This is a genomic window from uncultured Azonexus sp. (genome assembly GCF_937982035.1).
Classification (GTDB): Bacteria; Pseudomonadota; Gammaproteobacteria; order Burkholderiales; family Rhodocyclaceae; genus Azonexus.
Genome location: NZ_CALJNI010000020.1, coordinates 18,286 through 37,196 on the forward strand (window position 1 = coordinate 18,286; position 18,911 = coordinate 37,196).

At 64.0% G+C, this 18,911-nt stretch carries 17 protein-coding genes; 9 read left to right on the top strand and 8 right to left on the bottom strand.

Translation table 11 applies throughout. From position 1 onward, the window contains the following. Positions 1 to 5: 5 nt before the first annotated feature. The 3 genes from Q0799_RS13595 to Q0799_RS13605 form a co-directional block, all read right to left on the bottom strand. The gene (locus tag Q0799_RS13595; RefSeq protein ID WP_298399290.1) at positions 6 to 809 is read right to left on the bottom strand and encodes a CbbQ/NirQ/NorQ/GpvN family protein; all 804 of its coding nucleotides are present in this window, start codon (positions 807 to 809) and stop codon (positions 6 to 8) included. Positions 810 to 866: 57 nt separating this feature from the next. After that, the gene (locus tag Q0799_RS13600) at positions 867 to 2,246 is read right to left on the bottom strand and encodes a ribulose-bisphosphate carboxylase (RefSeq protein ID WP_298399291.1); all 1,380 of its coding nucleotides are present in this window, start codon (positions 2,244 to 2,246) and stop codon (positions 867 to 869) included. A gap of 329 nt (positions 2,247 to 2,575) precedes the next feature. After that, the gene (locus Q0799_RS13605; protein WP_298399293.1) at positions 2,576 to 3,637 is read right to left on the bottom strand and encodes a sensor domain-containing diguanylate cyclase; all 1,062 of its coding nucleotides are present in this window, start codon (positions 3,635 to 3,637) and stop codon (positions 2,576 to 2,578) included. Between the two features lie 579 nt (positions 3,638 to 4,216). On the opposite strand from Q0799_RS13605, the gene Q0799_RS13610 reads away from it, so the two are divergent. Next, the gene (locus Q0799_RS13610) at positions 4,217 to 4,981 is read left to right on the top strand and encodes a hypothetical protein (protein ID WP_298399295.1); all 765 of its coding nucleotides are present in this window, start codon (positions 4,217 to 4,219) and stop codon (positions 4,979 to 4,981) included. Positions 4,982 to 5,121: 140 nt separating this feature from the next. Then, complete coding sequence (locus Q0799_RS13615; RefSeq protein ID WP_298399298.1) at positions 5,122 to 5,505, top strand: hypothetical protein; 384 nt, start codon at positions 5,122 to 5,124, stop codon at positions 5,503 to 5,505. Here the strand turns inward: Q0799_RS13615 and Q0799_RS13620 are convergent. Further along, complete coding sequence (locus tag Q0799_RS13620) at positions 5,502 to 6,212, bottom strand: HAD family hydrolase (RefSeq protein ID WP_298399300.1); 711 nt, start codon at positions 6,210 to 6,212, stop codon at positions 5,502 to 5,504. The two genes, Q0799_RS13615 and Q0799_RS13620, sit on opposite strands and share 4 nt — an antisense overlap. Positions 6,213 to 6,390: 178 nt before the next feature. Between Q0799_RS13620 and Q0799_RS13625 the strand changes: the two genes are divergently transcribed. The 7 genes from Q0799_RS13625 to Q0799_RS13655 all read left to right on the top strand — a co-directional run bounded on the left by Q0799_RS13625 (position 6,391) and on the right by Q0799_RS13655 (position 13,974). Further along, positions 6,391 to 7,452, top strand: coding sequence for a class 1 fructose-bisphosphatase (locus tag Q0799_RS13625; RefSeq protein ID WP_298399303.1), 1,062 nt, complete (start codon positions 6,391 to 6,393; stop codon positions 7,450 to 7,452). A gap of 39 nt (positions 7,453 to 7,491) precedes the next feature. Continuing rightward, a complete protein-coding gene (locus tag Q0799_RS13630) occupies positions 7,492 to 8,364 on the top strand; it encodes a phosphoribulokinase (protein WP_298399304.1) in 873 nt (290 codons plus the stop codon). A 31-nt stretch (positions 8,365 to 8,395) separates the two neighbouring features. Continuing rightward, positions 8,396 to 10,429: a transketolase gene (gene tkt / locus Q0799_RS13635; protein ID WP_298399306.1), complete on the top strand. Its 2,034-nt coding sequence runs from the start codon at positions 8,396 to 8,398 to the stop codon at positions 10,427 to 10,429. Positions 10,430 to 10,476: 47 nt separating this feature from the next. Next, on the top strand, positions 10,477 to 11,481 hold the full coding sequence (gene gap / locus Q0799_RS13640; protein WP_298399308.1) for a type I glyceraldehyde-3-phosphate dehydrogenase: 1,005 nt from the start codon (positions 10,477 to 10,479) through the stop codon (positions 11,479 to 11,481). Positions 11,482 to 11,490: 9 nt separating this feature from the next. Continuing rightward, positions 11,491 to 12,528, top strand: a complete 1,038-nt coding sequence (gene fba, locus Q0799_RS13645; RefSeq protein ID WP_298399310.1) for a class II fructose-bisphosphate aldolase — start codon at positions 11,491 to 11,493, stop codon at positions 12,526 to 12,528. Positions 12,529 to 12,610: 82 nt separating this feature from the next. Next, on the top strand, positions 12,611 to 13,315 hold the full coding sequence (rpe, locus tag Q0799_RS13650) for a ribulose-phosphate 3-epimerase (protein ID WP_298399313.1): 705 nt from the start codon (positions 12,611 to 12,613) through the stop codon (positions 13,313 to 13,315). Next, positions 13,312 to 13,974, top strand: a complete 663-nt coding sequence (locus Q0799_RS13655; protein WP_298399315.1) for a phosphoglycolate phosphatase — start codon at positions 13,312 to 13,314, stop codon at positions 13,972 to 13,974. The genes rpe and Q0799_RS13655 overlap by 4 nt, the downstream gene beginning before the upstream one ends. Positions 13,975 to 14,023: 49 nt before the next feature. On the opposite strand, the gene fba (Q0799_RS13660) is transcribed toward Q0799_RS13655, so the two are convergent. Genes fba (Q0799_RS13660) through Q0799_RS13675 form a run of 4 tightly spaced genes read right to left on the bottom strand, consistent with a single transcriptional unit; the run spans position 14,024 to position 18,910 of the window. After that, positions 14,024 to 15,088 (bottom strand): class II fructose-bisphosphate aldolase, encoded by a 1,065-nt coding sequence (fba, locus tag Q0799_RS13660; RefSeq protein ID WP_298399316.1) that lies wholly within the window; start codon positions 15,086 to 15,088, stop codon positions 14,024 to 14,026. 46 nt (positions 15,089 to 15,134) lie between these two features. Then, entirely contained in the window at positions 15,135 to 16,574 is a 1,440-nt protein-coding gene (gene pyk, locus Q0799_RS13665; protein WP_298399320.1) for a pyruvate kinase, read from the bottom strand. Between the two features lie 39 nt (positions 16,575 to 16,613). Continuing rightward, complete coding sequence (locus Q0799_RS13670) at positions 16,614 to 17,720, bottom strand: diguanylate cyclase (RefSeq protein WP_298399322.1); 1,107 nt, start codon at positions 17,718 to 17,720, stop codon at positions 16,614 to 16,616. Positions 17,721 to 17,725: 5 nt separating this feature from the next. Continuing rightward, positions 17,726 to 18,910, bottom strand: a complete 1,185-nt coding sequence (locus tag Q0799_RS13675; protein WP_298399324.1) for a phosphoglycerate kinase — start codon at positions 18,908 to 18,910, stop codon at positions 17,726 to 17,728. Position 18,911 lies beyond the last annotated feature (1 nt).

Consider the following 18,911-nt stretch of genomic DNA (forward strand, 5'->3'; position numbering starts at 1 on the left):
GTCGTTCAGCCAAAAATCGCGGCGATGGCGTGATCCAGGCTGTCGATCACGTCAATGTCGTCGGTGATCGGGCGGATCATCGCCATGCGGCAGGCGTCGGCCGGGCTGACGCCGCGGACGATCAGGCTGGCGGCGTAGACGACCAGCCGCGTCGAGATGCCTTCATCCAGTCCGTGCCCCTTGAGGCGGCGGCCGGCCTGGGCGAAGTCGACCAGTTGGTCGGCCAACTCGCGGGCAATTCCGGTTTCCGCACAGACGATCCCGCTTTCCAGGGCCGGCGCCGGGTAGTCGAACTGGAAGGCGGCGAAGCGCTGCTTGGTCGATTGCTTGAGATCCTTCACCAGGCTCTGGTAACCGGGGTTGTAGGAAATCACCAGCTGGAAGTCGGGGTGGGCTGCGACCTGCTCGCCCTTCTTGTCGAGCGGCAGCATGCGCCGGTGATCGGTCAGCGGATGGATGACCACCAGCGTGTCCTGGCGGGCTTCGACGATCTCGTCGAGATAGCAGATGGCGCCGAGGCGGGCGGCGACGGTCAGCGGGCCGTCCTGCCAGCGCGTGCCGTTGGCGTCGAGCAGGTAACGGCCGACCAGGTCGGCGGCGGTCATGTCCTCGTTGCAGGCGACGCTGATCAGCGGCCGGCCCAGCTTCCAGGCCATGTACTCGACGAAGCGCGACTTGCCGCAACCGGTCGGCCCCTTGAGCATGACCGGCAGGCGCGCGGCGTAGGCCGCTTCGAACAGCTCGATTTCCTTGCCTTGCGGCTGATAGAAGGGTTTGCGGCAAACCGCGAAGTGGGCGGCATCGTTCATGGCGGACTCCTGGCGGGCGCGGAAGAAAAACCCCGCCGGGGCGGGGTGGGTTAGTGCTTACTTGTGCACGCCGAGCTTGTCGCGCCAGCCCGGGTAGATCTGGTCGGCGTCGTTGGGGAAGGAGGCAAACGCGCGGGCGAACTCCGGATGCTCCTTGGCCCACTCGATCGGGTCGGCCTTGGCCTTCCAGCATTCGTAAGCCTGACGCAGCGACTTGGCGCCGGCGGCCGGGCTGTCGATGTGGCCGTAGGAACCGCCACCGGCCGTGTTGATCACGTTGCCGTGGCCGAGGTTCTCGAAGAAACCGGGCAGGCGCAGCGCGTTCATGCCGCCGGAAATGATCGGTGTCGTCGGCTTCATGCCGTACCACTCCTGGTGGTAAGCCGGGCCGGTATAGCTGTCGCGCTCGATGATGTAGGCGATGGCGCGGTCGTCCTTGTCGCCCTCCATCTTGCCGTAGCCCATGGTGCCGACATGGATGCCGGAAGCGCCCTGCAACCGGCTCATCTTGGCCAGCACGTAGGCGGTGTAGCCGCGCTTCGACGACGGCGAGGTGACGGCGCCGTGGCCGGCGCGGTGGTAGTGCAGGTACTGGCGCGAGAAGTAGCGGCGGGCGGTGGTGACCATGCCCGGGCCGCCGACGTAGCCGTCGACCAGGAAAGCCACCTTGTCGGCATCCGGGCCGAAGGTTTCGAGGATGTATTCGCCGCGGGCGATCATTTCGCCATGGTCGTCAGCGGTGATGTTGGCCGAGAAGATCTTGGCCTGGCCGGTTTCGTCCATGGCGCGCTTCATCGCATCGCGCACCAGCGGGATTACCTGCTTCATCGGGCAGAACACCTGGTTGCCCTGCGGCTCGTCGTTCTTGATGAAGTCGCCGCCCAGCCAGAACTGGTACGCAGCCGCGGCGAACGGTTCGGGGCGCAGGCCGAGCTTGGGCTTGATAATCGTGCCGGCGATGTAGCCGCCGTCCTGCATCGGCCGGCCGAGAATGCGCCACAGGTTGCTGATGTCCACCGACGGGCCGTCGAACAGCTCAATCGCGCGGCGCGGCACGTAGAAGTCGTACATCTTGGCGTGCTCGATGTCGCCCATGCCCTGGTTGTTGCCGATGGTCAGCGTCAGGAAGGAAACGATCATCATCCGGCCGTCGATGACGTTGCGGTCGAACAGGTCGATCGGGTAGGCGATGCGCATTTCCTCGGTCGCCTCGTCGATGTGATAGACCAGCGCATCGACGCCCTTGGTGAATTCGTCGGTGGTGCACACTTCGACATTCGTGCCAGTGGAAGACTCGGCGGCGAAGTGAGCGGCCGCTTCGAGGTAGCCGTAGCCGGCCTTGGGCTTCATCTTGTAGGCGCAGAGAATGTGCTGGCCGCCGGCGATCAGGTCTTCTTCCTTGAGGCTCAGGTCGGCATAGCGGTTCGATTGATCCATCTTTTGTCTCCTTGGTGTATTCGCCGGGTGGCTACGATGGAGACCATATTAGGAAGGGCAAAAGATAAATAACAGTCACGTATTTTTATGGGATTGTTCAGTAATTTCTTATTATTTTGCCGATCCCGCACGGGGAACTTTCCCTTGTCGACCGGTCTAAGCGGCTCCAATCAATCAATGACCTTTTCTGCGGGGTGTTAAATGGATGAGCTTTCCCTGGTCGGCGTCGGCTTCGCCGTGGTGATTTTCGGCATGGCCTGCTTCATGGCCAACAAGCTGGCTTCGAAAAAAGCCTACCACTGAAAGAAAGCCGGGGTTCCCCGGCTTTTTTACGCCGTCTCGTCCGGCGGGCTGAAGAAACAGACCGTGTTGCGCCCCGCGTCCTTGGCTTGATACATCGCCAGATCGGCCTGCTTGAGAATCTCGTCGGGATCGATGCCGTTGCCGATGAACACGCGGATGCCGATGCTGGCCGAGCAGCGGTGTTCAACCTCCTGTCCGGCCGTGTCGCCATGCTTGACGCTCAAGCGGTAGGGTTCGGCCAGCAGGGTGCGGATTTTCTCGGCAATCGTCGCCACCTGCTCGCGTGACACGGCCAGATCGCGATCCAGCTCACGGATGATCACGACAAACTCGTCGCCGCCGAAGCGGGCGACCGTATCCACCTCCCGCACTCCGGCCTTCAGCCGCCTGGCCGCTTCGATCAGCAGCAGATCGCCCGCTTCGTGCCCGTGGAGATCGTTCAGCGGCTTGAAATTATCCAGGTCGAGAAACAGCAGCGCACCGAAAATCCCCGTACGCCGGCTCGACGCCAGACTCTGCCCGAGCCGATCCTCAAGCAGGCGACGATTGGGCAGGCCGGTCAAAGGATCGTAGAACGCCAGCTTCTGTATCTGATCCTGCAGCCGCTTGCGTTCGGTCGTTTCGCGGCTGATCCCGTGGTAACCGGTAATCCGGCCATGCGCATCGCGCTCCGGCTTCGACAGCACCTCCGCCCACAGCAACCGGCCATCCTTGCAGCGATGCTGGACCTCGAAAGTGACCGCGCCGGTGATCGTTCCGTCGGCCTCCTTCTCCTGGCGCTGCTTGATGAGGTTGGTCACCGTCGCGATGCCCTCGTCGGTGAACATCTCGAAAACATGGTGGCCGATCACCTCATCCGCCCTGAAGCCGCGCAGTTTCTCGTCGGTCGGGTTGATGTAGGTGATGAACAGATTCCGGTCGGCGCGCCAGATCACATCGGAAACATCCTCCGTCAGCCGCCGGAACAATGCCTCGCTGGCCCGGAGCGCAGCCAGCTCGTTGCGCATCTGCGCCTGCTTCCAGAGCAGAAACAGCAGAACCGCAAGCAACAACACACCGCCGCCAAGCACTAGCATCCCATCCAACATCACCAGCCAGTCTCCTCTGTTCTCAATCCCGATTGGCATGATGCCTCAACTGGCGGGGAAATGCCGGAAAAGCGCGGCGAAACAGGTGCGCGGGTTCGGTTTGGATTGGCGCATCGTACCGCAGGGAGGGGAGCGGTGGCGATTTTCGGGCAAAAGAGGCGAGTCTGTGGGGCGAGCTGACAGAAGTATTGATCTTGGTCCTACGAGTCAGATTAGATATTCAGTTGCACCGGAAATGATGGGCGGGTAAGGTTGTGCCTGTCCGGTTTCCTTGGGGTGTAAGCAGGTGAATATCAGTGCGAAAGTCTGCGATTCCAACCAGCATGGCCGTTTCCGGGGGGCCTACCTATCTGGGATATTGGGCATATTGCCGTCGACTTCTGGGTTAGCCATTGCATGAACACTGGTATGCCACGTCACGAGGTATGGCGAAAAATGTATCGTGAAAACCGCTATTGTCGGCACCTTAACCAGAAGGAATTAAACCAGCGCATTCGAGACATAGTGCTAAATATGCTTCGCTTGACGCCCGAGGCGAAGATAGGGGTTCCTCCCTTGGAGCCGGCAGGAATGAAGACGATGGAAATCTGGACCCATGTGCTGGAGGAAATGAACCTCCGTCACGGCCCATATCCGAACGGCTTTACACGGGATATTTTTCATTCCGAGCCATTCCCTGACTTTGTTGGAGAACTCGGCAAGAAGGCGGCCGGTGTTCTTGCATCAAGAGGTTTGCGATCAGACGAAATATTTATCAAGTTCGGGAAAGCCGAGCATATGCGGTCTCTTTTCGAAAGAGGGGCTTTGCGCGTGCAATCTGCGAGCTACTACGCCACACCAAGCCACAACGGCGCAATAAAGGATGACGAACTTTCCTTGCCTCTCTCCCTAGCATTGTCGCGTGATGACATCATCAAAGTCGTTCTCAATCCGCAAGACGTGCCGGAAGGGCCCATTGAGCAACGCTTCGATGTCACCTACAACGCTGGCACGGACTACTGGCTGTATTGCGTAAGCAGCGCCGTTGAGCCTCGGCTGTTCGTAGATTTTCAAGCTGACTCGTGTGTCATCATCAAGGATAGAGATCGTTTCCAGCGCCTTCTTACTTTGCAAAATGCAGCGAAGTTTCCAAATACCGGCCATCGTCACGGCGAAGCCGTCTACATCGATCCGCTTTGCCCTTCGACTGTGAAAATTGACGTTCCGATGTCAAAGCACTTCCGGTACGAGTATCAGTGCGAGTACCGCTTTGTGTGGAGGCCAGTAAAGCCGACGGCCAATCTTTCATACGTAGACCTTGAAATCGGTAGTCTTGAAGGTATTGCTGAACTGGTCGTTCTCTAATGCCGAAGCGATGGCTAACCCGTCAGTCGAGAGGTGAGGACGCTCGCTTTCGCGTTAGCCCTCCAAATATGCGCACTCTCCAACTCTTCCTCTGCGCCTCAATTGCAATTTCCATTTCCGCCTGCTCAAGCGACGTTGGTGTGACTGACGTCCAATTTGGATCATTCTCGGGTGTTGGGAGCGGCACCGTAACCTTTCGAGCAACAACTACCTTTTCCAAGGGGCAGGACGTTCAGTTCGGGTGGGCTTTTTCTATGAAGAACCCGCCCCAACAAATCTCTGTTCAGGAAATCGTTGAAGGCCCTTCGGGTACCGTATGGGAGGCGCCACCAAGCGCTTCAGAGGTTCAAGTGACCGACGGAGGAAGAACTGCAACGGTTACGAAAAATTTTTCCAAACCCGGTTCGCCGTTTCTCTTTCACAACTGGTCCATCTCCGAATCGGACCCGCTTGGAAAATACAAAGCCGCACTTCTCATCAATGGCAAACAGATTCGGCAGGTTGAGTTCCAAGTTACAAACTAGCGCAAAACAACCTCTTCTAACCCCCCCAACGAACACCCCGCCAACCCCTCCAGCACCATCCCCGCCCCGCGAAAATTCTGCCCGCGGGTGTATTCGCTGATAGTGACCACGCAGCGCAATCCTGCGGTCAACGCGGATTTCAGGCCCATTTCCGAATCTTCGATGGCCAGGCAGGCGGATGCCGGCAGGGCGAGACGGTTGAGGACCCATTGGTAGATGTCGGGGGCCGGTTTTTTGGCCGGGACGATGTCGCCGGCGCCGATGACGTCGAACCAGCCGGGGGCCTCGGCGCCGAGGTTGGCGCGGAGCAGGGCGTCGACGTTTTCGGGCGTGGTGGTGGTGGCGATGGCTAGGCGGATGCCGGCGTGCCGGGCTTCGCTGATCAGCTGGGCGACGCCGGGGCGTAGCGGTAGCTGGCCCTGATCGACCCGGCGCAGATAGTGCGCGGTCTTGATCTTGTGTAGTTGGCCGACCAGCGCGTCGAAGTCGGGGCGGGCGGCGATGTCCGGGGCGTGTTGCGCGGCGTAGTGGCGGATGCGTTCCTTGCCGCCGGTGATGGCGAGCAATTCGCCGTAGCGCTGTTCGTCCCAGTGCCAGGTCAGTCCGCAGTCGCGGAAGGCGGCGTTGAAGGCCGGGCGGTGGCCGTCGCGCTCGGTTTCGGCGAGCGTGCCATCGACATCGAAAATCAGGGCTTGCAGTTTGTTCATGGCAGCGACGATAGCCACGCGCGCGCGTTCGGGCCAGTCAATCTTGCTGACGCCTGGGTTCAGCGCTATTTAATAAGTCATGCCTTATTTACCGATTAAGAAAGTCTGACTAGGCCTTAACTAAGAAGTCACTTACCTTTGTCTTCAATGCAGTAATACAACAATGATTGGAGACACCATGCATATCGGACGCACCACCCTGTCCAAGTTCGTTATCGAGCAGACGCGCGGCGCGCACAGCGAGATGGGCGCCTTGCTCATCGACGTGGCGGCGGCGGTCAAGACCATTTCCGGTCTGGTCGGCAAGGGCGCGCTGAGCGGCTTTTCCGGTTCGATGGAGTCGACCAATGTCCAGGGCGAGGTGCAGAAGAAGCTGGATGTGTTGACCAACGAGGCCATCCTGCGTCATTGCGAATGGGGTGGCCAGCTGGCCGGCATGGCCTCCGAGGAGATGGACGCGCCGTACGCGATTCCCGCCGAGTACCCGCGTGGCCGCTACCTGCTGATTTTCGATCCGCTCGACGGTTCGTCGAACAGCGACGTGAATGTTTCGGTCGGCACCATTTTCTCGATTCTGCAGCGGTCGACCGCCGGCGACGCCGAGCCGGCCGATTTCCTGCAGCCGGGGGCGCGGCAGGTTGCCGCCGGCTACGCCATCTACGGCCCGTCGACGATGCTGGTGCTGAGCGTCGGCACCGGCACGCACGGGTTTACGCTGCATCGCGAGAGCGGCAATTTCATCCTGACGCATCCCGACATCCGTGTGCCGGAAGCCACCCGCGAGTTCGCCATCAATACGTCGAACGAACGTTTCTGGGAGCCGCCGGTGCAGCGCTATGTCAGCGAGTGCAAGGCCGGCAAGACCGGCATCCGCGAGGCCGATTTCAACATGCGCTGGATCGCGTCCATGGTCGCCGAGGTGCACCGCATCCTGATGCGCGGCGGCATCTTCATGTACCCCAAGGACAACAAGGATCCGGCCAAGCCGGGTCGCCTGCGCCTGCTTTACGAAGCCAACCCGATGGCCATGCTGATCGAGCAGGCCGGCGGCGCGGCCTCGACCGGGCGCGGGCGCATCCTCGACGTGGTGCCGGAAGCGCTGCATCAGCGCGTGCCGGTGATGCTCGGCTCGCGCGAGGAAGTCGAGCGGCTCGAACGCTATCACCACGAATACGATACCGGGGCCGACCGCCCCTTTGCGTCGCCGTTGTTCGCCGAACGCTCGCTGTTCCGCGACTGACGCCGCCCAAGAATTCCATATCCCGGGGAGTCATCCGCCATGTCCGTCAAGCACCCGATCATCGCCATCACCGGCTCGTCCGGCGCCGGCACCAGCACCGTGATGCAGAGTTTCCAGCACATCTTCCGGCGCGAGAAGCTCAACGCCCAGATTGTCGAGGGCGACTCCTTCCATCGCTACGACCGTAAAAGCATGCGCGCCGAGATGAAGGCGCAGGAGGAACAGGGCAACCTCAACTTCAGCCATTTCGGTCCCGAGGCCAACTTGCTGCAGGAACTGCAGGACCTGTTCATCAGCTATGGTCGCGACGGCAGCGGCAAGGTGCGCAAGTACCTGCACGATGCCGGCGAGGCCGAGCCCTGGGGCCAGGAGCCGGGCACCTTCACGCCCTGGCAGGACATTACCGGCGACACCGACCTGATGTTCTACGAAGGCCTGCACGGCGCCTGGGCCGGCGACGGCATCGACATCGCCGCCCAGGTCGATCTGTGCGTCGGCGTCGTGCCCATCATCAACCTGGAATGGATCCAGAAGCTGCACCGCGACCAGAAGATGCGCGGTTATTCGCAGGAAGCGGTGACCGACACCATCCTGCGCCGCATGCCCGACTACGTCAGCCATCTGTGCCCGCAGTTCTCGCGCACCCATGTCAATTTCCAGCGCGTGCCCATCGTCGATACCTCCAACCCCTTCATCGCCCGCGACATTCCCAGCGCCGACGAGAGCATGGTGGTGATCCGTTTCGCCAACCCCAAGGGCATCGATTTCCAGTACCTGCTCAACATCCTGCACGGCAGCATGCTGACCCGCCCGAACACCCTGGTCGTGCCCGGCGGCAAGATGGGGCTGGCGATGCAGATGATCTTCACGCCCATGGTCCTGCGCCTGATGGACCTCAAGCGTCGCGCCTGAGCCACGGAAACTTACCGAGATGGAGAGAGACATGACCACCACCGCATTCCGTCGCGACCTGGCCAACGCCGTCCGCTTCCTGGCCATCGACGCCGTCGAGCAGGCCAAGTCCGGCCACCCCGGCGCGCCGATGGGCATGGCCGACATCGCCGAAATCCTGTGGCGCGACCACCTGCGCCACAACCCGGCCAACCCGCACTGGGCCGACCGCGACCGCTTCGTGCTGTCGAACGGCCACGGCTCGATGCTGATCTACGCGCTGCTGCACCTGACCGGCTACGACCTGCCGCTCGACGAGCTCAAGCGTTTCCGCCAGTTCGGCAGCAAGACCGCCGGCCATCCGGAAGTCGGCCACACGCCGGGGGTCGAGACGACCACCGGGCCGCTCGGCCAGGGCATCAGCAACGCGGTCGGCATGGCGCTGGCGGAAAAGCTGCTGGCCCAGCGCTACAACCGCCCCGGCCACGCCATCGTCGATCACCGCACCTGGGCCTTCCTCGGCGATGGCTGCATGATGGAAGGGATCAGCCACGAAGCCTGCGCGCTGGCCGGCGTGTGGGGGCTGAACAAGCTGGTCGCCTTCTACGACGATAACGGAATTTCCATCGACGGCCATGTCGAAGGCTGGTTCCGCGATGACACCGCCGCCCGTTTCCGCGCCTACGGCTGGGATGTCATCGGCCCGATCGACGGCCACGACGCCATCGCCGTTGCCGCTGCCATTGCCGAAGCCAGGCAGTCGCGCAGCAAGCCGACCCTGATCGTCTGCCGCACCCAGATCGGCTGGGGTTCGCCGAACAAGGTCGGCAGCCACGACGTGCATGGGGCGCCGCTGGGCGCCGCCGAGAACGCCGCCACCCGCGCCGCGTTGAACTGGCCGCATGCACCGTTCGACGTGCCGGCTGCGCTGCGCCGTGCCTGGGACGCCCGCGCCAGCGGCGTGGCGGCCGAAGCGCAATGGCAAGCTGAATTCTCTGCCTACCGCGCGCAATACCCCGAACTGGCCGCCGAATTCGAGCGCACCCAGGCCGGCGGTCTGCCGGAAAACTGGCCCGAAATCCGCGCCGAACTGCTTGCCCAGGCGGCAGCGAAGACCGGCGGCATCGCCAGTCGCAAGTCCTCGCAGAACTGCCTCGATTTCCTGATCGACCGCGTTCCCGAACTGCTCGGCGGTTCGGCCGACCTGACCGGCTCCAACCTGACCGCCGGCAAAGGCAGCGTTGCCTGGCATGCGGCCGGCGAGCGCACGCCGAACTACATCTCTTACGGCGTGCGCGAATTCGGCATGGCGGCGATCATGAACGGCGTCGCCCTGCACGGCGGGCTGATTCCCTACGGCGGCACCTTCGCCGTGTTCTCGGACTATTCGCGCAACGCCATTCGCATGAGCGCGCTGATGCAGCAGCGCGTCGTTCATGTGCTGACCCACGATTCCATCGGTCTTGGCGAGGACGGGCCGACGCACCAGCCGATCGAGCACGTCGGCAGCCTGCGCCTGATTCCCGGTCTCGATGTCTGGCGTCCGTGTGATGAACTGGAAGCGGCAGTGGCCTGGGCCGAGTCGCTGGAGCGCCGCGACGGGCCGAGCGCCCTCTTCCTGTCGCGGCAGAACCTCGACCAATGCGGCGACCGCCCCGGTCGGGCCGAAGAGATTGCCCGCGGCGGCTACGTCCTGCGCGACGCCGACGGCCCCTTGCAGGCGGTGATCATCGCCACCGGCTCGGAAGTCGGCATCGCCCTGGAAGCGCAGCGCGAACTGGCCACCCACGGGGTTGCCGTGCGCGTCGTCGCTATGCCTTGTTGCGAACGCTTCGACCGCCAGAAAAGCGCCTGGAAGCGCGCGGTGCTGCCGCCGGAGGTCGTGCGCATCGCCATCGAGGCTGCGCATCCCGACCCCTGGCGCAAGTATGTCGGCCTGGTCGGCGAGGTGGTCGGCATCGACAGCTTCGGCGCCTCCGCCCCGGCGTCTGCACTCTACGAACATTTCGGGCTGACCGCCCGCCACCTGGCCAGCGTCGTCGTCGAAACCATCGCCCGTGAAAGCGGCAACGACGGCGATTTCTGAACGCGCCAGCGACAAAAGAATTTTTCATAAAATCAGGAGACAAACCCATGCCAATACGGGTGGCAATCAACGGCTTCGGCCGTATCGGACGCATGGCCTTCCGCGCCATCGCCCAGGAGGCCGAGTTTTCCGGGCTGGAGGTGGTCGGCATCAACGACCTGCTCGATCCCGACTACCTCGCCTATCTGCTGACGCACGACTCGGTGCACGGGCGTTTTGCCGGTGAGGTGGCTGTCGATGGCAGCCACCTGGTCGTCGATGGCCGGCGCATCCGCCTGAGCGCCGAGCGCAATCCGGCCGACCTCAAGTGGGGCGAACTCGGCGTCGATCTGGTGATCGAGGCGACCGGCTTCTTCCTCACCCGGGAAAGCTGCCAGGCGCACGTCGCCGCGGGGGCGCGCAAGGTTGTCCAGTCGGCGCCGGCCAAGGACGATACGCCGATGTTCGTGTTCGGCGTGAATCATGCCGACTACGCCGGCCAGGACATCGTCTCGGCGGCGTCGTGCACGACCAACGGACTGGCGCCGGTGGCCAAGGTGCTCAACGACCGTTTCGGCATCAAGCGCGGGCTGATGAGCACGGTGCACGCGGCGACGGCCACCCAGAAAACGGTCGACGGCCCGTCCGGGAAGGATTGGCGCGGCGGGCGCGGCATCCTGGAAAACATCATCCCGTCGTCGACCGGGGCGGCCAAGGCGGTCGGCAAGGTGATTCCGGCGCTCAACGGCAAGCTGACCGGCATGGCCTTCCGCGTGCCGACCTCGGATGTCTCGGTGGTCGACCTGACCGTCGAACTCGATCGCGCGGCGAGCTACGCCGACATCTGCGCGGCCATGCGCGAGGCGGCCGAGGGGCCGCTCAAGGGCGTGCTCGGCTATACCGATGCGGCTGTCGTGTCGACCGATTTCCGGGGCTGCCCGCAGCCGTCGATCTTCGATACCGGCGCCGGCATCGCGCTTGATCCGACCTTCGTCAAGGTCGTCGCCTGGTACGACAACGAATACGGCTATACCTGCAACCTGTTGCGCCTGGCGCGCCACATCACGCACTGAGGAACCCCCATGGCCCTGATTTCCCTGCGCCAGTTGCTCGACCACGCCGCCGAGCACGCATACGGCCTGCCCGCCTTCAACGTCAATAACATGGAGCAGATCCACGCCATCATGCAGGCGGCGGCGGACTGCGACAGCCCGGTCATCCTGCAGGCCTCGGCCGGCGCCCGCAAGTACGCCGGCGAGCCTTTCCTGCGCAAGCTGGTCGAAGCCGCCATCGAGCAGTACCCGGACATTCCGGTCTGCCTGCACCAGGACCACGGCACCTCGCCGGCGGTCTGCCTGCAGTCGATGCGCAGCGGCTTCTCCAGCGTGATGATGGATGGCTCGCTGGGCGAGGATGGCAAGACGCCGACCAACTACGCCTACAACGTCGACACCACCCGCAAGGTGGTCGAGATGGCGCACGCCATCGGCGTTTCCGTCGAGGGCGAACTCGGCTGCCTCGGCTCGCTGGAAACCGGCGAGGCCGGCGAGGAAGACGGCATCGGCGCCGCCGGCAAGCTCGACCACGCGCAACTGCTGACCGACCCCGACGAAGCCGCCGACTTTGTCGCCAGAACCGGCGTCGACGCGCTGGCCATCGCCATCGGCACCAGCCACGGCGCCTACAAATTCACCCGCCCGCCAACCGGCGAAATCCTGGCCATCGAGCGGATCAAGGCGATCCACGCGCGCATTCCCGACACCCATCTGGTCATGCACGGCTCGTCGTCGGTGCCGCAGGAATGGCTGGCGACTATCCGCCAGTACGGTGGCACGATCAAGGAAACCTACGGCGTACCGCTCGAGGAAATCGTCGAAGGCATCCGCCACGGCGTGCGCAAGGTCAATATCGACACCGACATCCGCTTGGCGATGACCGGCGCGATGCGTAAAGCGATGGCCGACAAGCCCGACGAGTTCGACCCGCGCGCCTTCCTCAAGGCCGCCGTGACCGCCGCCCGCGGCATCTGCCGGCTGCGTTTCGAAGCCTTCGGTTCGGCCGGGCAGGCGTCTGCCATCAAACCGATCCCGCTGGATCGCATGGTCGCCCGCTACCGCTGATCTCTACCGATGTTCTCTGCGCGACCCTTGGTCGTTTTCGGGCCCCGCCAGCCGGGGCCATTTTTTTGCTGAGGAAGAGCCCATGAATCCCCTGGAAGCCATCATTGCCCCGAGCATCCTTTCGGCCAACTTCGCCCGTCTGGGCGACGAAGTCAGCAACGTCATCGCCGCCGGTGCCGACTGGATCCACTTCGACGTGATGGACAACCATTACGTCCCCAACCTGACCATCGGCCCGCTGGTCTGCGAGGCGATCCGGCCATGCACGACGGCGCCGATCGACGTGCACCTGATGGTCAAGCCGGTCGACCGCATCGTTCCCGATTTCATCCGTGCCGGGGCCGACCTGATCACCTTTCATCCGGAAGCGTCCGAGCACGTCGACCGCAGCCTGGCGATGATCCGCGACGGCGGCTGCCAGGCCGGCCTGGTCTTCAACCCGGCGACGCCGCTGGACTGGATGGATCACGTCATGGACAAACTCGACGTGGTCCTGCTGATGAGTGTGAACCCCGGTTTCGGCGGCCAGAAATTCATTGCCCAAACCCTGCACAAGGCGCGCGCCGCGCGTGCGAAAATCGACGCCTACCAGCAGTTGACGGGCCGGCGCATCCGCCTCGAAATCGATGGCGGGGTCAATCCCGGCAACATCGCCGAGATCGCCGCCGCCGGGGTCGATGCCTTCGTCGCCGGGTCGGCGGTTTTTGGCGCCGGCCGCGACAGCGATCCGCACCGTTACGATACGATCATCCGGACATTGCGTCAGGCGCTCAAGGAGTCCCCATGAAATTCCGTTCCATCACCTTCGACCTCGACGGCACGCTGCTCGACACCGTCGGCGACCTGGCCGAGGCCTGCCGCCTGATGCTGATCGACCTCGACCAGGCGCCGCGCAGTGAAACCGAAATCCGTCATTTCGTCGGCCGCGGCATGGCCGTGCTGGTCGAACGCTGCCTGACCCGCGACTCGGCCCCCGACGCCGAGCTGATGGCCCGTGGCATCGCCGCCTTTCAGCGGCACTACGCGGCGGTCAACGGTCACCGCACCGAATTCTTCCCCGGCGTCCGCGAAGGCCTCGCCGCCTGGCACGCGACCGGCCTGCCGCTGGCCGTGGTGACCAACAAGCCGGCCGCCTTCACCGAGCCGCTGCTCGAACGCACCGGCATCGCCCATTACTTCCAGGCCGTCGTCTCCGGCGACACCACCCCGCACCGCAAACCGCACCCGGCCCCGCTGCTGCACGCCTGCGCCGCACTCGGCAGCGCGCCCGCCGACAACCTGCACATCGGCGATTCGAAACACGACATCGAAACCGCCCGCAACGCCGGCAGCATGGTGTACTGCGTGCCCTACGGCTACAACGAGGGCGAACCGGTCAATGCCGCCGATTGCGACGCGCTGGTCGCCGATTTGGGCGTGGCGCTGCGACTGGCGTACAGCGCCTGAAATGCAAACAGCCGCCGGCAGGCGGCTGTTGATTGCTGAATGAGCCGGCTCAGCGAACGACCTGGTTCAGCTCGCCCTTGGCGTAGCGCTCGGCCATCTTGTCCAGCGACAGCGGCTTGATCTTGCTGGCCTGGCCGGCGCAGCCGAAGGCTTCGAAGCGGGCGAGGCAGATTTTCTTGGCGGCTTCGCGGGCCGGCTTGAGGTAGTCGCGCGGGTCGAACTTGGACGGGTTCTCGAACAGGTAGCGACGGACCGCGCCGGTCATCGCCAGGCGGATGTCGGTGTCGATGTTGACCTTGCGCACGCCGTGCTTGATGCCCTTGACGATTTCCTCGACCGGCACGCCGTAGGTTTCCTTCATGTCGCCGCCGAACTGGCGGATTTCTTCGAGCAGTTCCTGCGGCACGCTGGAGGAGCCGTGCATGACCAGGTGGGTGTTCGGGATGCGCGCGTGGATTTCGGCGATGCGGTCGATGGCGAGGATGTCGCCGGTCGGCTTCTTGGTGAACTTGTAGGCGCCGTGGCTGGTGCCGATGGCGATGGCGAGCGCGTCGCAGTTGGTCTGGCGGACGAAGTCGGCGGCCTGCTCGACATCGGTCAGCAGTTGTTCGCGGGTCATCACGCCGTCGGCGCCGTGGCCGTCTTCCTTGTCGCCCTTCATGGTTTCAAGCGAACCGAGCACACCGAGTTCGCCTTCGACCGAAACGCCGATGCTGTGCGCCAGTTCGGTCACCTTGCGGGTGACTTCGACGTTGTATTCGTAGCTGGCGACGGTCTTGCCGTCGGCTTCCAGCGAGCCGTCCATCATCACCGACGAGAAGCCGGACTTGATCGCGGCCATGCACACCGCCGGGCTCTGGCCGTGGTCCTGGTGCATGACCACCGGGATGTGCGGGTAGGCTTCGAGCGCAGCCAGGATCTGGTGGCGCAGGAAGGGTTCGCCGGCGTATTTGCGGGCGCCGGCCGAGGCTTGCATGATCACCGGCGCGTCGAGCTGGCTGGCCGCTTCCATGATCGCCCAGACCTGTTCCATGTTGTTGACGTTGAAGGCGGGCAGGCCGTAATCGTGCTCGGCGGCGTGGTCGAGCAGTTGGCGCAGGGAAACGAGCGGCATGGGAACTCCTGTGTTCGGTAAGTTTCGGGATCAGCCCGCTATTTTATTACGGCTGGGTGTTCAGGTGGTCGCCGACGCGGACGATCTTCAGCGTATTGGTGCCGCCGATGCTGCCGATCGGCTCGCCGATGGTGAGCACGATCAGGTCGCCGATCTCGACCACGCCGCGTTCGATCAGCAGGCTCTCGGCTTCGGCCAGCAACTGTTCGCGCTCGGTGTGCTGCTGGGCCATCAGCAGCGGGCGGACTTCGCGGAACAGGGCCATGCGCGACAGCGAAACAACGTCCGGCGTCAGTGCATAGATCGGCACGCCGCAGTTCAGGCGGCTCATCCACAGCGCGGTCGAGCCGGACTGGGTGAGCGCGGCGATGGCCTTGACCTTGAGGTGGTGCGCGGTCCAGATCGCGGCCATGGCAATCGACTGGTCGATGCGGGTGAAGATGCGGTCGAGGAATTCGCGGTCGAGCGTGACTTCGGCCGAGCGTTCGGCCTCGACGCAGATGCGGGCCATCGATTCGACGACTTCGACCGGGTACTTGCCGGCGGCGGTTTCGGCCGACAGCATGACGGCGTCGGTGCCGTCGAGCACGGCGTTGGCCACGTCGGAGACTTCGGCGCGGGTCGGCACCGGCGAGTGGATCATCGATTCCATCATCTGCGTCGCGGTGATGGTCAGCTTGTTCTTGTCGCGCGCCATGCGGATCATCTTCTTCTGCAGCGCCGGCACGGCGGCGTCGCCGACTTCGACCGCGAGGTCGCCGCGGGCGACCATGACGCCGTCGGAGGCATCGAGGATCTCGGCCATGTTTTCAACGGCTTCGACCCGTTCGATCTTGGCGATCAGCACCGCATCGCTGCCGGCGGCGCGCAGCAGCTGGCGGGCCATGTACATGTCGGCGGCGCTCTTGGGGAAGGAGACGGCGACGAAATCGACACCGATCTCGGCGGCGGTGCGGATGTCTTCCATGTCCTTGGCGGTCAGTGCCGGCGCGGTCAGGCCGCCGCCCTGGCGGTTGATGCCCTTGTTGTTCGACAACTCGCCGCCGACCAGCACGCGGGTATGGATTTCCGTGCCGCGCACGGCCTCGACCGTCAGTTTGAGGCGGCCGTCGTCGAGCAGCAGGATGTCGTTGGGACGCACGTCCTTGGGCAAGTCCTTGTAGTCGAGACCGACGCGTTCCTGGGTGCCGAGCTTGCAGGCGGCGTCGAGGATGAAGCCGTCGCCCTGGGCGAGCGTGATCTTGTTGTTCTCGAACTTGCCGACGCGGATTTTCGGGCCCTGCAGGTCGCCGAGGATGCCGACGATCCGGCCGTGCTTGGCGGCGGCAGCGCGGATGCCTTCGGCACGGGCCTTGTGGTCGGCGGCGGTGCCGTGCGAGAAATTCATGCGGACGACGTCGATTCCGGCCTCGACCATGCGTTCAAGAACCTCCGGGGAGGACGAGGCGGGGCCGAGGGTGGCGACGATCTTGGTGTGGCGGGTCATGGTTTGTCTCTTGGGTCGTTGTCTGGCCGGGCGGCCCGGCTATGCTGAAGGAGTTTCGTTGCCGGCGTGTTTCCGGAAATGGGCTTCCATTTCCGCCAGGGGCAGGCCGAGGCGGAACTGTTGTTCGAACAGGTGCATCATCGGGAGTAGTTCCAGGCCGGCCTGGCCCAGGCGCTGGGCGATGTCGTCCTGGCGCAGCAGTGCCTGCATGCGGACGAAGGGATCGTCCGGCTCGGGGTCACGGGCGACGATGGGATTGCCCGGTGTCTTGCGGGCCAGGTCGAGGCGTGCCAGCGCCAGGTCGATCAGCTGTGCCGCGGAGCGTTCGCCATCAGCGGGCGAAGCGGCGATGCCGGCGCTCAGGTTGATCCGCGTCTGCTGGTCGCCGATGGTGATCTTGCGCTCGCTGAAGGCGCGACAGACGCGCTGGGCGAAGGCGATGGCGGTGGCCTGGCTGGTGCCCGGCGAGACGATCACGTAGCTGGAGTCGCCGGTGTGGCCGATCATGTCGTGGCGACCGATTTTTTCGCCGATCACCCGGGCGATGCGTTTGCCGATGTCGACCATGGTTTCCGTGCCGAAGCGGTCGATCAGGCATTGTTCGTTTTCGATGCCGAGGGCGACGCAGCAGGCGGAGAAGTTCTCTTCCGGTGCGTGCGCGGCAATGTCGGCGCACAGTTTGCGGCAGATCGGCGTGCGGCCGGGGAAAGGTTCGTCGGCGTCGTCGCGGCGGCTGTCGGGAAGACCGAGGTTGGACGAAATATCCCAGTTGACCAGGCGGCCGATGCGCTGACGAATCTCGTTGCCGGCCATGCCGCGGACGATGAAGTCGCTGACGCCGCGATCCTTGGCCTGGTCGCGGTTGGGGGCTGTTTCATCCTTGGAAATGAGCAGGAAGAACGGCATGTCGCTGAGACGCTGCAAACGGTTTTCGCGCAGCCGGGAGAGCAGTTCGTAGCCGCTGGTCCGGGTCAGGCTGATCGCCGACACGACGGCGACGATCGAGGCATCAAGGACCAGCGTCTGCCAGGCCGATTCGCCGTCGCTTTCCTCGCGGATGTCGAAGTCATCGCGCAGGTGCTTGACGAGCGCCGTCCTGGCCACCCGTGACGGATCGACGATCAGGATGCGGCGCTTGTCGCTCATGGCGGTCAGCCGGCGGCGCGCTCTTCGAGGACGGCGATGGCCGGGAGCGTCTTGCCTTCGAGGAATTCGAGGAAGGCACCGCCGCCGGTCGAGATGTAGCCGACGTCGTCGGCGATGTGGAACTTGGCGATGGCGGCCAGCGTATCGCCGCCGCCGGCGATCGAGAAGGCCTCGGAGTGGGCGATGGCGGAGGCCATCATCTTGGTGCCGCCGGCGAACTGCGGAAGTTCGAAGACGCCGACCGGGCCGTTCCAGACGATGGTGCCGGCATTGGCGATGATCTCGGCGAGCTTGACGGCGGTCTTGGGCCCGACGTCGAGAATGCGGTCGTGAGCGCCGACATCGTCGATCGATATCTTGTTGGCACGGGCCAGGGCCGAGACTTCGTCGGCGACGACGACGTCGGTCGGCAGCGGCACTTCGGCACCGCGTTCCTTCATCATGTCCATGATCGCGTGGGCTTCCTTGACCAGGTCCGGCTCGGCCAGCGATTCGCCGATGCGCTTGCCGGAGGCGAGCAGGAAGGTGTTGGCGATGCCGCCGCCGACGATCAGTTGGTCGACCTTGTCGGCCAGCGACTTGAGGATGGTCAGCTTGGACGACACCTTGGAGCCGCCGACGATGGCCACCAGCGGGCGCTTGGGGGCGTGCAGGGCCTTGGACAGGGCGTCGATTTCGGCGCCCATGAGCACGCCGGCGCAGGCGACCGGTGCGTATTTGGCCATGCCGTGGGTGGTCGCTTCGGCGCGGTGGGCGGTGCCGAAGGCGTCGTTGACGTAGATGTCGCAGAGCTTGGCCATTTTCTGCGCCAGTTCGTCGTTGTTCTTCTTCTCGCCCTTGTTGACGCGGCAGTTCTCGAGCAGCACGACTTCGCCCGGCTTGACCTCGAATCCGCCGTCGACCCAGTCGGCGATCAGGCGCACCGGCTGGTGCAGCATCTGGCCGAGACGGACGGCGACCGGCATCAGGCTGTCTTCGGGCGTCAGTTCGCCTTCGGTCGGGCGGCCGAGGTGCGAGGTGATCATCACCGCCGCCCCCTTTTCCAGGCAGTAGCGGATCGACGGCAGCGAGGCACGGATGCGGGTGTCCTCGGTGATGTTCCCGGCTTCGTCCTGCGGTACGTTGAGGTCGGCGCGGATGAAAACGCGCTTGCCGGAAACATCGAGGTCGGTCAGTTTGATGACGTTCATG